11 protein-coding genes are annotated in these 13,417 nt (G+C 39.5%); 8 read left to right on the forward strand and 3 right to left on the reverse strand.

Features of this window, described 5'->3' with window-relative positions; all coding sequences use genetic code 11:
- Window positions 1-1,125 (reverse strand): PQQ-dependent sugar dehydrogenase (locus tag ATS71_RS14760; RefSeq protein ID WP_235591505.1); only part of this gene is annotated, 1,125 nt, incomplete at its 3' end.
- Between ATS71_RS14760 and ATS71_RS14765 the strand changes: the two genes are divergently transcribed.
- Window positions 1,110-1,562 (forward strand): hypothetical protein, encoded by a 453-nt coding sequence (locus ATS71_RS14765; RefSeq protein ID WP_058405510.1) that lies wholly within the window; start codon window positions 1,110-1,112, stop codon window positions 1,560-1,562. The genes ATS71_RS14760 and ATS71_RS14765 overlap by 16 nt on opposite strands.
- Window positions 1,563-1,631: 69 nt before the next feature.
- On the opposite strand, the gene ATS71_RS14770 is transcribed toward ATS71_RS14765, so the two are convergent.
- The gene (locus tag ATS71_RS14770) at window positions 1,632-2,834 is read right to left on the reverse strand and encodes an Nramp family divalent metal transporter (protein WP_058405511.1); all 1,203 of its coding nucleotides are present in this window, start codon (window positions 2,832-2,834) and stop codon (window positions 1,632-1,634) included.
- Between the two features lie 598 nt (window positions 2,835-3,432).
- On the opposite strand from ATS71_RS14770, the gene ATS71_RS14775 reads away from it, so the two are divergent.
- The 7 genes from ATS71_RS14775 (at window position 3,433) to ATS71_RS14805 (ending at window position 11,485) form a co-directional block, all read left to right on the forward strand.
- The gene (locus tag ATS71_RS14775) at window positions 3,433-3,966 is read left to right on the forward strand and encodes a Csu type fimbrial protein (protein WP_058405512.1); all 534 of its coding nucleotides are present in this window, start codon (window positions 3,433-3,435) and stop codon (window positions 3,964-3,966) included.
- Between the two features lie 64 nt (window positions 3,967-4,030).
- A complete protein-coding gene (locus ATS71_RS14780; RefSeq protein WP_058405513.1) occupies window positions 4,031-4,540 on the forward strand; it encodes a Csu type fimbrial protein in 510 nt (169 codons plus the stop codon).
- Window positions 4,541-4,551: 11 nt separating this feature from the next.
- Entirely contained in the window at window positions 4,552-5,289 is a 738-nt protein-coding gene (locus ATS71_RS14785; protein WP_058405514.1) for a fimbrial biogenesis chaperone, read from the forward strand.
- Between the two features lie 2 nt (window positions 5,290-5,291).
- Window positions 5,292-8,645, forward strand: coding sequence for a FimD/PapC C-terminal domain-containing protein (locus tag ATS71_RS14790; RefSeq protein WP_058405515.1), 3,354 nt, complete (start codon window positions 5,292-5,294; stop codon window positions 8,643-8,645).
- Complete coding sequence (locus ATS71_RS14795; protein WP_058405516.1) at window positions 8,642-9,565, forward strand: spore coat protein U domain-containing protein; 924 nt, start codon at window positions 8,642-8,644, stop codon at window positions 9,563-9,565. Before ATS71_RS14790 ends, ATS71_RS14795 begins: the two co-directional genes overlap by 4 nt.
- A 231-nt stretch (window positions 9,566-9,796) precedes the next feature.
- Window positions 9,797-10,906: an endonuclease/exonuclease/phosphatase family protein gene (locus ATS71_RS14800; protein ID WP_235591506.1), complete on the forward strand. Its 1,110-nt coding sequence runs from the start codon at window positions 9,797-9,799 to the stop codon at window positions 10,904-10,906.
- Window positions 10,907-11,065: 159 nt separating this feature from the next.
- Window positions 11,066-11,485: an MAPEG family protein gene (locus ATS71_RS14805; protein WP_058405517.1), complete on the forward strand. Its 420-nt coding sequence runs from the start codon at window positions 11,066-11,068 to the stop codon at window positions 11,483-11,485.
- 55 nt (window positions 11,486-11,540) lie between these two features.
- Here ATS71_RS14805 and ATS71_RS14810 read toward each other — a convergent pair whose 3' ends face one another.
- Window positions 11,541-13,388: an ABC transporter ATP-binding protein gene (locus tag ATS71_RS14810; RefSeq protein WP_058405518.1), complete on the reverse strand. Its 1,848-nt coding sequence runs from the start codon at window positions 13,386-13,388 to the stop codon at window positions 11,541-11,543.
- Window positions 13,389-13,417 lie beyond the last annotated feature (29 nt).

A 13,417-nucleotide genomic window follows, 5' to 3' on the forward strand; every position in this document is an offset into this window, starting at 1 on the left:
ATTACCTTTAGCTGTAACAAACACATCTCTTAGCCTGCCTGTTGCTTCTGGAAATACATGTGACTGGGTGTATTTACCATTCACTAAATTAACACTGTAGAGCTTTTTATCGACCAGTGTAGTAATAAGTACGTGACGTTGCAGTGAAGGGAAGGCTGCATGCTTAGAGCCATAATACGCCATGCCTGATGGGGCGATTGATGGCGTCCAATCTACGCTTGGTTTAGCCATTCCGGGGTAGTCTCTAAACGGGGAAATACGTGCTTGTGAGTAATCGTCACCGTTTGTAATTACCGGCCACCCATAATTAGTTCCAGCTGTTAAATAGTTCAGCTCGTCACCGCCTGCGGGACCGTGTTCATGACTGACAATTTGCTGTGCATCGTAATCATACACTAAACCTTGTAAGTTCCGATGGCCGAGTGAATAAATGGCATGCGCGGTAGAGTTTTCATGTTTGATAAACGGATTATCGGTTGGAATAGTACCATTTAAATTAATTCGTAGCACTTTACCTAACTGGCTGGTTATAACTTGTGCTTGCTCGCGGTAGTCAAAACCGTCGCCACTTGAAAAAAGTAAAGTGCTATCGGGGAGAAAGAGGGCGCGGCCAGAGTAATGCTGAGGTGTACCCTTATCGGTGGCGACTTTATAAATAACTTTTGGTACCGAAAAGCGTGTACCATCAAACCTAGCTTTGGCAATAACGAGCCTGTTTGCTTCAAGACTGCCTTGGGCATACGTAAATATAAGCTCCTTGGATTCAGCAAAATTAGGCGTGAGTACTATGTCGAGTAAACCACCTTGGCCTGCAACATATAACCCTTCAAGAGGTAATTTTACTTTGCTTTGTTGGTTGTTTTTAATGATCACTACATGGCCATCACGCTCGGTTACTAACCACGTGCCATTTGGTAGTTGCACCATGCTCCACGGTGAGTTTAGCTGTGTAGCTAATGTTTGCGTTTTATATTGTTTTTGAGGTAATTCATTGTTTGCATTAACGTTAAACGCAAAGAGCACGCATAGTATAAAAAGTGAGATAGATTGTTTAAGGTGCAAGCCTTTGCTACTGTAAGAAAAATTATTTTGTTTAAGTTGAGATAACCATGTTGTTTTTAACACGTATACTCCCTTCATTTTTAGTTGCTTGGTTACTTACGTTTACGCTTGCTAGCTTGTTTCATAGCCAATACGTTGTCAATCAATTAGTTAATGTAGGTGTAGTGGTGGGGTTTGCCGATCGTGTTAATTTAACATTCGACGATTGGTTAGGTTTACTTCCTACGTACGGCGCTATTATTGCTGTTGCACTTATTGTTGCTTTTTTTGTAACCTGGTTTATTAATAAAAAATTAAAAGGTCATTATGCCGGGCTTTTTGTTATAGCGGGTATAGCTGCTTTTGCGACCGCGCTCATTGCTATTGAATCAATTATGAATATAACCATAATTGCTGGCGCGAGAGGTTGGGGATTTTACTTACAGTTGCTTGCTGGTGCGGTTGGAGGCTATACGTTTGCACAGCTGATAAAAGATGCTAAAAGTACTAAAAAAAATTAACTGTTTTGTTAATAAGCAACAGCCGCTATTTTTAGTAAACAGCGGCTTTTAAATATGATTTTTTGGCATTTAGTTAAAAATTAAACCGATAAGTTTGTAGCTACTTAAGCCAAAAATAAGTATTAAAACAGGAAGAGTAATCAAATTTAAAAAAATGGAGTTTGTAAATTGCCCCATCACTGATTTTTGATTCACCAACCACACTAAGTAAATAGTAATAACAGGCAGTAATAAACCGTTAGCTGCTTGCGCGAATATTATAACCGCGACAGGGTCTAGCCCAAGCGATGCTACGCCTGCACCAAACAATAAAATAATAATCGCCACGCTTTTAAAGTGAGTACTAGCCATGTTGTTTGACCAACCTAACATACCACATACCGCATAAGCGCCAGCAAGGGGCGCTGTAATGGCGCTTGTTAACCCTGCTGCAAACAAGCCAATAGCAAAAAAGTAATGGGCTGCATCACCTAACAGGGGCTCTAGTTGTACAGCCATGTTTGCTGCGCTGATTTGCCCTGCCTCTGTGCCATAAAATGCGACCGATGCGGTAGACAAAATAGCTAATGTGATCACACCGCCTAAGGTAATTGATAATCCGGTATCAACATTGGTTTGCTTTATTACTTTTTGTAAATCGCTTTTACTATCGTGCTTGGCTGCTAAAACGCCAGAGTGTAAAAATAAGTTATAAGGTACTATGGTGGTGCCAACGAGTGCTAGTACCGTTGTTATTGAACCTTCGGGCAAGCTAGGCATAAAGCCTGAAAATACATCATTTAGCGAAGGGGCAGCCATAATCAGTGTAGATATAAACACTAAGCTCATTAAAATCACTAATACTATTAATGCGTTTTCTATTACTTTGTGTTTGCCGCTATAAAGTAATACTGCACTTAAAAAAGCGATTAGAGGGGTCCATATTTGCGGGTTAACGTTTGGAAATATACCTATTAACCCCATACTCGCGCCGCTTAAATTGCCCGCTTCGTATGCTGCACTGCCAACACCAATAGCGCTGATAACCAAAAATATAGCTAACAATTTAAATAACGGTGTTTGAATATTAGCTCTCAGTGCCTGCGCTAAATCTTGCCCTGTGGCAACACCCAGTCGTGCAGCCATAGATTGCAGTAATATAGTAGCAATAACTGAAAATAGTAATGTCCATATAAGGGCAAAACCAAAATTGGCGCCTGCCACACTGGCAGTGGTGATTGTGCCTGGCCCAATAAAGGCTGCAGTGACGAGTAATCCTGGACCTAATCGCATAGTTTGACCTTAATAGTACTTTTGTATATTGCTATTTAAAGTTACACATAACGTTTTTAACGTGATGCATGTAATATTGCTGCCACTTATAGTAAGTGCCTTGTAGCGTTAGCCGCCCCTTGGCTATGCCTTTGTTTGATAACCATATGTTAAAAAAGGTCGCGTAGCATACCAACTTATATATAAATTTAAAGAGGTGATGGTGCGTTTTTACAAAAAAATTAACACATATGCATTAAAGCTTATTTATCTGTAAGCGCTGCCTACTTAGATTCTTATATAATACTTAATTTAAAAATTTTGCTTAAAAACATCTTTTATCTCGCTCGAAATACTCATAATTTTAACAAACTTCCGTATCGCTAGATTCTCATTCGTAACAAGATAATGTGTTGGTTTATTTTTGTACTGTTGAATTCGCAAAATGCAATAGTTGAATTGCATTTTGCAAATCAATTGAATAAAAAATAAAATTACCGAAATAGAATGTTTTTAACTTATTGTAATTTAATAGTTTGATTTTTAACCAGGTTGGCACTAATACTGCTCTTAAAGAATAAACCTAAAGTAAAACTTACGAAAAACACTGAGGTGGATTATGAAAAAATTAAATTTAGCAATCATTACATTAGCAGCTTCAACAATCAGCATTAGTTCTTCTTTTGCCAACGAGATTCGTGGCGATGTTGATGTTTCACTAATCATAGGTCAAGGCTGCGCTATAAATGGAGCTGCAGACACAGGCGCTGGGATTAATAAATTTGCATCTGTAGATTTTGGAGAGCAAAGCAACCTTGATTTATTTATTGATACTGAGTCAACAGGGGCTGCAGGTGCAGGCAGTATAGAGCTGACCTGTAATGCTGACCTTTCATATAGTGTGTCACTAGATGATGGTTCAAACCCTTTGACTGGTCAACGTCGTGTTGAATCTGGTGGAGCATTTGTTGATTATGAGCTCTATCAAGATGCTGCTCGGTCAGTACGTTGGGGTGAAGGCGCTGAATCACTAGCGCTATCCGGAACGGGGACTTCACAACCTCTTACCATTTATGGTCGTGTACTAGCAGGTCAAACCACACCAGCCGCAGGTACTTACTTAGATACCGTGCGTATGACTATTGCGTGGTAATTCAAAACTGCGCCACACAGCTCTGAAATATGTCGCAAAATTTCATCACTGTGAGGATAGAAGTATGACTACAAACATACTGCTCGTGCTGCTTGCTATCACACCAATGACCTTACTGGCGGCTCAATCTGAAGATACTAGCGAGATTAGTATTCAAATTGAGCAAGGATGTGTGTTGGACAATGGCAGTGGTGCAACTTCATTTGGAGTTATAAGTTTTGGCGAATACAGTAGCTTAGCTTACGGTGCACAAGCTACATCTAATGAAGGTAGTGGTTCTATTGGCTTTCGTTGTTCACCAAATCTAAGTTATCGAATCGAGCTAGGTAACGGATTAAATGCTACAGACAGTAGCAACAGAAAATTATTGAATAGTTCTACTGGGGAGTTAATCCCTTATCAACTTTATCAAGACGCTGGGCGGTCTCAAATTTGGGACGATGCAAATGCTGTTAGCGGAAATGCAAGTGGCTTATTTGAATGGTTACCTATCTTCGCATCAATATCGCCTCAACCAGTTACCCCTTCAGCGGGAATTTACAATGATAATATCGAAGTTGTACTCATTTTCTAAGGAGAAGCATCATGAAGAGCATTAGCCTAATTTTTTTACTCGGTGTAATTTTGTTGTTTAAACCTATAACGCTTCATGCGGGAGAGTTATTAATTTCACCTGTCAACATCGATATTCCTCCAGGCGAGAGAGCTGCCTTGTTAAAATTACAAAATAATAGCAATTCCCCTATGAAAATCCAAATTAGAGTACGCAATTGGGATAACGACAAAACAAAGCCAAAGCCTAAAGTTATTGTTAGCCCTGCATCTGTTAATATTTTTCCAGGAAAGCAACAAGTTGTGCGGATAGTAAATACAGGCCCGGTGAGTAATATAGATAAAGAACGTTTGTACCGTGTGTTTTTAGATGAAATTCCAGATGCCAGTAGCGCATCAGATCAGGGTCTGTTACTTCAATTACGCTACGCTTTACCGCTCTTTATAGGTGGACCTGATCTATCAGTATCTCGCACTAACAACCTTATTCAATTGAAAAGCATATGGAACCGCGCATTAAGTTATTCACACAATAGCCTTACTAATCAAATAACTTTTAAAAACCAAACTAATGGACATGCCAGAATCTCAAAATTACGCTTTGCTGACGAAAATGGTAAAGAAACATTTATTTTCAGTGGTTTACTTGGTTATACCCCTGCAAATAGTCAACATAGCTTCGACATCCCATCGGTTGCGCTAGCTAACACTTCAATTTTGTCTGCAGAAATAAATGGTGTTGATGTGGAGATTGAAGCATTTAGGAAATAGCCATGTATATATTAGTAAAATTAATGCTTGGTGTCGGCGCTTTCTACTCCTCAACCTCATCTGCTGAAACGCTATTTTTAGACGTGTATCTAAATGGTAAACCAGTGAGTGAGTTAGTACAGTTTGAAAACAAAAATAATCATTTTTGGAGTACTGATGATGTACTTGGGGATTCACTGCTTGCTGATTATGCGAGTGAATTGAAGGGTAAAGTCGATTATTGTGGTTTACAATCTATAAGCTGTAAATACAGTTATGAAAAACAACGATTATACCTCACGGCTGACGCAGATTTGTTTCCAGATCAAGTTATCACAAGCAAAAGAAAAAACACGCTTGCGATCACTAAATCTCGCGGAGCATTATTAAATTACGATATATATTATCGAAACTATGAATCAGGTTCTGCGACCACTGATATTTTGCAGCAATGGCGAGCATTTTCTGAATTGGGTATTTTCGAAACTACGGCAAATTTGCGTAAAGAGTGGAATAGTTCTAGTAACACCTCTGTTTCAGAGGGGATGACCCGTTACGATAGTTTTTGGCAATATAATGACGAAGAAAAAATGCGTTTTTGGCGAGTCGGAGACCTTCTTACGAGCGGTAGCCCTTTGGCCAGGCAGGTTCGAATGGGGGGATTAAAGTTATCTCGCCGGTTTGAGCTAAATCCACAATTTGTTAGTTACCCATACCCTGAGTTTGTTGGCAGTGCCGTATTACCCTCTGATGTTGAAGTTTTCGTCAATAACTACAAAATGTTTAGCGGTAATGTAGATCCTGGGAACTTCATTCTCGACAGCGAGCCTAGGGTAAATGGCTTTGCTAGTGCAAGTATTGTTACCACCGACATCAATGGCCAAGCAGTAACTCGCGACCTGCAATTTTACGTTGCCCCTGAACTATTGAAAAAAGGGATTTACGATTACGATTTAAACTTAGGTATGCTGAGAAAGAACTTCGGTATAAAGTCGTTTGATTACGATACAAATCTTACAGGTATAGCTGATATTCGCTATGGCTTAACAAACAATCTTACCATTTTCAGTCATACTGAACTTAATAAATATGTTTATAACTTAGGTATAGGCACTGACTTCACTTATGGTAATGCAGGGGTATTTTCATTTGCTCTAGCCCATGGTAAAGGTAAGGACAATAGCGGTTGGTTAGGCTCTGCAGGATATCGCTTTCAGGCAGATAACTGGGGGCTTTCGGCTAAAGTAAAGCAGCAGCAAGCAGGTTATAGCGATATTGGTACCAGCCAAGCTATCTCACCAATCAAGCGAGAAGCGCAAGTCAATACGGCATATTCATTCGCTAATGGAGTATCGTTGGGGATTGGTTATTTTGATATTGAAAAGTTTGATAATGAAAACCGACAACTACTGTCAGGTTTTTACAACCAGTCAATAGGAGAATCATCTCTGTCGGCCAATGTTAATTTGGACCTTAATACAAAAGATCTCAGTGTAGGTTTAAACCTATCCATTCCTTTTGGCCAACGTTTAAGAGCCAGTATCAATCACGTACAAAATAGACGGACTAAAAACCGAACCGTGGCTTCAGCTTCAATGTCACGTGTTGGGAATCGTGGTTTTAAAGGTGCTGTGAGTAATGTTATTGGTTCAAGTGATCTATCTGCAAATGGCAGTTGGCGTACCGATAAAGTAGAGCTGAGTTCAGGCTATTACAACCGTGGAGGATCAAGTGGTTATTGGGGGCAGTTGTCTGGTTCATTGGTGCTCTCTAAAAACCGCTTATTAATGGGGAATCGTGTTGCTGATACTTTTGCTGTTGTTTCAACTGGTGGAATTAAAGATGTACCGGTACTGGTAGAGAATCAGGTAGTAGGAAAGTCTGATGAAGAAGGGGTTTTGCTTGTGACAGGGCTTGCATCATATAACCCAGTCAATGTCAGTATCAGCACTAAAACTTTACCAATAGATACCAATGTAGTTAACGATAGAGTACAAATTATGGCAGCTGAAAATCATGGTATTGACATAGATTTTCAGCTTTATCAAACTAAAGCAGCTATTATTATCCTCAACGATGAGAGCGGTCGACCGATCCCGGTTGGCGCAACTGCTAGCTTAAATGAAGAGCAGGGCGATAACTTCGTAGGATGGGACGGCGAGCTGTATTTAGAAAAGCTCCAAGACAACAATACATTAATACTTACGTGGGATGATAAACAGTGTGTTTTAGAGTTCCCTTATATTAAGGAGAGTGAAGACGTGCCAGTTATTGGCCCTCTCACTTGCTCAGCTGAAGCATCGGACGCCATAGTACTACTTATTGATGCTAACGAGTTACCAATCCCTGCTGGCAGTTTAGCGATTATTAATGATCAAGCTGCTCCCTTTGTGGTCGGGCTTAATGGAGAACTTACCCTCAGTGGATTATTAGCACAAAATATAGTAACAGTTAACTGGGCGGGCCAAGAATGTTCAGCAGAGTTTAGTTATTACAAACAAAGTACCGATATTCCCGTTATTGGGCCAGTCAAATGTGAGAAAAAGACATTTATGGCGACTGTGATTGTAAAGGATAGTCGAGGTCAACCAATCCCTGCAGGAGCGAATGCAGTAATAAATGCGGAGCAATCGCATACCGTATCGCACAATGGAGAAATTTATCCACAAGCGCTACAAGACACAAACCAAATGGTATTAACGTGGAGCAACAAGCAATGTACTGTGTCCTTTAGTTATGACCAAGTCAATCATCAAAAAGCGATTATTGGGCCGCTGCAGTGCAAAGAAAGCTTATTACCAACAGCTGTGCAGCAGTCTGAAGCTATTGGGGACAAAGAAGCACGTAAAGCACCAAAAACTGAAACTAAGCGCAGTGTGGCTGAGCCTGTAGAGTTAGAAACAGAGGAATATACTGATGACTTGCCTTTAAAAGATACGCCTTTGAAGGACACATTATCAGTTAAAAAATCAATTACACCTTTACAAGGTAGTAATGATTTTAATAACTCTACAGAGCTAAAAAATAAGCAGCACAAAGATGACTTTTATTTAGACGAGCACTTTTCAAATAATGCTAAACCGTCGTTGACAACACAAGGTGATGGAACATCAAATATTTGTGCTGGTTTAATTGTTAAAAAACATTTTACCTCATCATATCTAGCTCAAAAGCCAACGACGGTGATGCCTAATCTGCAAAATGTTCAATCAATAAGCAAACAAACCATATCAATGGCATATCAAGAGTGTGAACATCATCGCAATAAGGTAACAGTTATTTGTCAGGTCAATAAGCAACTTAAGCAACAAAGCTTAGATGTAACAAATAAATCGAATAGATTAGTACGTATTTCGACCCGAGGAGAATCAGTATGAATACCATATCTAAACTTTGCTGTGGCGCTATAATGGTCATGACCTGTGAAACGGCATTAGCGGATTGCGTTGTTGGGGGAAATAGCAACCAAAACTTGGGTACCTTTAATTCAAACTCAATATCGACTGGGGTAGTTGAAACATCATTTAGTTCTGACTTTGCTTGTTCGGGTTTTGTTAACCTATTAGACTTTAGTGAAATTGATGCCACATTAGTTGCTGCTGATTTCCAACTAACTGCAACTAATGGCGATGCGATCCCTTACACCCTCTATACAGCAGCAGAGCGAACAGATCCATTTACCCTGAACGAAACCGTTAGCTTTGGTTCGTTTAACTTATTAGACTTGCTTGGTTTGTTTGGAGACGATGGTACGATTCCAATCTATTTATCAACAGGGACTTCGAATGTCGGTGTTGGGTCGTATAGCGATTCAATTACAATATTTTGGCAGTGGGATTATTGCTCTGGAATTGGTTTATCGGGTATATGTCTTGGAAGAGATGAAGGGTCTGCTAGTGTAGTTGTTAATGTTCAACTCGATGTTACTGCTAGTTGTAGCGTACAAACATCGGATGTTTCATTAGGCACCGTATCTTATTTAGGTGATTTACATAGTGCTATTTTGCCTTTTGATGTCAACTGTACAAAACAATTAAGTTATCAGTACTTTGTTGACGGTGGTGATAACTTTACTAATGGCAACCGTAATATGGTATTTGGCGGTGAAAGCATTGCTTATAAAATCTCTGCGACCGATGGTAATACTGCTATTGGTCCTGATGTAGGCGCCAGTGTAGCAGGGGTAGGCATTGGCAATAACCAAGCTTATCAATTTTTAGTTGAAACATTGGTAGAAGATAGGTTCCCATCACCTGGTTTATATGCTGATCGCGTGAGAGTTATTGTAGAGTTTTGATAAAAGGATAGCAGGTATAAATTACTAACTGATTGCAATGAATACGCAAACCATTTATAAATAAAAATTTCGCTAGGTTTGTATTGAGTTGCGATCTTTTTTATTATCTACTGACAAATAATCTTACTCCGCTGCCCTTACAAAGATATAAATTGATTGCTCTGAGTTACTAGTAATAAAAATACAGGCAGTGCGACAATTATAACGGAAAATATATAGACGACTGATAATTTGAAGGAATATTCAATTAATAATCAAGAAGTAAAAATAACAACCTTTAATTTATTTAACTACCTTGAGCCACCTAACGCCTATTATGAATTTGAACGCATATACACCGCTGAGCAATGGGTAAGAAAACAACGATGGATAACTGAATACATAAAGGAGCAGCAGCCCGATGTAATTGGTTTTCAGGAAATATTTAGCATTGAGTCGCTTAAAGAATTAATGCTAAACCAAGGTTACGAGCACTTTGCTGTAGTTGATAAACCCCATGTTATAGATGATTTTATTTTTAAGCACCCAGTCGTCGGCATCGCCTCTAAATACCCGATTGTTGATGTTATAGCTGTAGAGCATGATAAAGAACTTGCATGCTCACTTGGTTTAACAGAAGCATTTTTATTTAGCCGAAAGGTACTAAGAGCCACAATTACTTTACCGCATTTAGGGAACACTGATTGTTATGTTGTGCACTTTAAATCTAAGCGAGGCATGATTGAGACTGATGAGCACACTAAAGCACTTACGCCCGAGCAAAACATAATCGAAATATTAAAAGCGAATGTAGCAGGTGGCTGGGGCTCTACTATACAGCGCGGCAGCGAAGCGACTTTACTTATGATACAAATGATCACCCGACGAGAAGCAACTCAATACCCTATGGTATTAATGGGGGATTTTAACAACGACCTAACCGATGGTGTGCTTAGCCATTTACTGACAAATACACTCAGGTTTGCGCCCGCACTGGATGCCAAAGCCTACCTTGCTAAATATTGTTTGTATGACTCGTGGGCGTTATTTGAAAAATTAGCTATTTCGATAGATGATGCTGAACTAGCCAATACTAATATCAATACTAATACCAATAGTGATAATAATATTGCCAAACAAGCGCCTTTAACGCGTAAGCCAACGCATTACTTTGGTACAAGCAGCTCAGTGCTCGATTATATTTTGCTGTCTTGTGAGTTTGATTCAAGTTACGACGATAGTTTTTTTGAGGTCAGCGACCATACTACCTACGACAGGCATTTAATTAACCCAGAATACGAGCGAGATGACTTAACGACCGATCATGGTGTTGTGTGTATTACTTTAAGCCTCAGAACTTAAAAAACCGTTGTAAAAAGGCACATAATAATATGTATTTATTACAAAAGTGATTTTTAATTTATTACAAGGTGCTGAATAAATTGAATTTATATTTGGTATTCATTTTGCAAAAAGTATTGCAGCTTTAATTACTTAGTTTTAATAATAAAGGATTTAACAATGACGGAAGTTTCTTTATCTGCTTATTTAGGGTTTTATTTTTACTTAATTATGCTGGTGGTGCAGTGGGGGGTAGCAACATTTAGTAAAGCTAAAGAACCCGGTGCAGTGCCGGGTAAAATTAGTGACGATTTATCGCACGGTAGCTTTATATTTAGAGCGCATCGTACCTTTCAAAATACATTAGAAAACAGCGCTTTGTTTATTGGTACGGTGTTATTTGCATTTGTAATTAACTACCAAAGTGCTGCTTTTGCACTGTGTGTATGGGTGTATGTTGTTGCTCGTATAGTTCATATGGTGCTTTATTACGTTATAGCAACAGAGAAAAATCCAAGCCCACGTACTTATTTCTTTTTAATCAGTTTTATTGCCAACATTGTCATGTTGGTATTAATAGGTTTACGGTTAATTGCTTAATAAGTAAACCACGACGTTATAGCTAAAGTGCTATAACGTCGTGTTATATTTACAGCTACTCCACCCCAATAAACCCGCCGGTTTGATGTGCCCAAAGGCCTGCATATATTCCACCTTGAGCAATCAGTTCATCGTGCGAGCCTTGCTCAACTACGCCACCATTATCCAACACGATGAGTCTATCCATTTGAGCAATGGTAGACAGCCTGTGCGCAATAGCAATTACCGTTTTGCCTGTCATTAAATCATCCAGACTTGCTTGAATAGCCGCTTCAACTTCTGAGTCAAGTGCACTGGTTGCTTCGTCTAAAATAAGAATAGGGGCATTTTTAAGTAACACACGTGCAATGGCAATACGTTGGCGTTGACCGCCCGATAGCGTGACACCACGTTCTCCTACTTGTGCATTAAACCCTTTGTTGCCTTTTGAATCTTCTAAGTCATTAATAAACTCTAGGGCTTTAGCTTGCTTTGCTGCGTTTAACATTTCGGCTTCGGTGGCATCGGGGCGGCCATATAAAATATTGTCTTTTACTGAGCGGTGAAGTAGTGAGGTGTCTTGAGTTACCATAGCAATGTAACGACGAAGGCTTTCTTGACTTACGTCAGTAATATTTTGCCCATCAATTTTTATGCATCCAGAGTCGGTATCGTAAAAGCGAAGTAGTAGATTAACAAGCGTTGATTTACCCGCGCCAGAACGTCCAACTAACCCTATTTTTTCACCTGGTTTTATGTTGAGATTTAACCCGTTCATTACCGGTCCGCGGTGGGTTTCGTTAGCGGCTTTGCCATAATTAAAGTGGATATTTTGAAACTCAATGCTTCCTTGTGTTACTTCAAGGGTGTTTGCATTAGGTTTATCGTCTACTTTTATTGGGTTTGAAAGCGTTTTCATACCATCGGTGGCGGTGCCAATGTTTTCAAATAGGCTACTTATTTCCCACATGATCCATTGCGCCATGCCATTTAATCTAAGCGATAAACTCACTGCAACAGCTATGGCGCCAGTGCTAATTGCACTTAATGACCATAAATAAAGTGATAATGCGGCAACACTAAACACCAATAAGTAGTTTAGCGTATTAATTGCAAAGTTAAGGCTGGTTACTAAACGCATTTGTTTGTACACAGGTTGTAAAAATACATCCATGCTTTGTTTAGCATATTGCTCTTCCCGCTGGGTGTACGAAAAAAGTTTAATAGTTGAAATGTTTGTATAGCTATCAACAATACGGCCCGTCATTTCTGAGCGGGCGTCGGCTTGTGAACTGGCTATTTTTTTAAGTTTAGGAACAAAGTAAACCTGTATTGAAGCATACAACGCAAGCCATACAAGCAATGGGATCATTAAGCGCCAGTCAGCTTCAGCCACTAAAAACACCATTGCGCCAAAGTAAACCACTATGTACATAAGTACATCAAGCAACTTCATTACTGCTTCGCGAACCGCTAAAGACGTTTGCATGACTTTGGTGGCTATTCGTCCAGCAAATTCATTTTGGTAAAAACTCACACTTTGGCGAAGTAAATATCGATGCGCCGACCAACGAATTGACATAGGGTAATTGCCCAGTAAGGCCTGATGCAAGATGGCTGCATGAAAAAAAACCACTATGGGCAAAACGACTAACAGCATAATAGCCATTTTGATAAGTTCAGACTTTTGTTCTACAAACAGGGTTTGAGGTGTATGCGTACTTAGCCAATCTACTAATTGGCCCATATAACTAAATAACGAAACTTCTAAAATAGCCAAGAGCGCCGCACTTATCGACATAAGTACTAGTGAGAGTTCCATGCCCTTGGTGTAATGGCGGCAAAACGCAAATAAAGTAGAAGGCGGCTGAGTGGGTTTTTCCTCAGGAAATGCGTTGGTCATTCTTTCAAATAATCGATACATTTTAAAAACTTAAATAGCAAATAATATGG

Origin of the sequence: Pseudoalteromonas sp. H71 (assembly GCF_001468485.1) — a bacterium.
Lineage (GTDB): Bacteria > Pseudomonadota > Gammaproteobacteria > Enterobacterales > Alteromonadaceae > Pseudoalteromonas.

Excerpts from the sequence above, each read along its gene's own strand:
- ATS71_RS14805 (WP_058405517.1), top strand. The coding sequence starts at position 11,066 with ATGACGGAAGTTTCTTTATCTGCTTATTTAGGGTTTTATTTTTACTTA.
- ATS71_RS14785 (WP_058405514.1), top strand. The coding sequence starts at position 4,552 with ATGAAGAGCATTAGCCTAATTTTTTTACTCGGTGTAATTTTGTTGTTT.
- ATS71_RS14810 (WP_058405518.1), bottom strand. The coding sequence starts at position 13,388 with ATGTATCGATTATTTGAAAGAATGACCAACGCATTTCCTGAGGAAAAA.
- ATS71_RS14775 (WP_058405512.1), top strand. The coding sequence starts at position 3,433 with ATGAAAAAATTAAATTTAGCAATCATTACATTAGCAGCTTCAACAATC.
- ATS71_RS14770 (WP_058405511.1), bottom strand. The coding sequence starts at position 2,834 with ATGCGATTAGGTCCAGGATTACTCGTCACTGCAGCCTTTATTGGGCCA.
- ATS71_RS14795 (WP_058405516.1), top strand. The coding sequence starts at position 8,642 with ATGAATACCATATCTAAACTTTGCTGTGGCGCTATAATGGTCATGACC.
- ATS71_RS14780 (WP_058405513.1), top strand. The coding sequence starts at position 4,031 with ATGACTACAAACATACTGCTCGTGCTGCTTGCTATCACACCAATGACC.
- ATS71_RS14790 (WP_058405515.1), top strand. The coding sequence starts at position 5,292 with ATGTATATATTAGTAAAATTAATGCTTGGTGTCGGCGCTTTCTACTCC.
- ATS71_RS14765 (WP_058405510.1), top strand. The coding sequence starts at position 1,110 with ATGTTGTTTTTAACACGTATACTCCCTTCATTTTTAGTTGCTTGGTTA.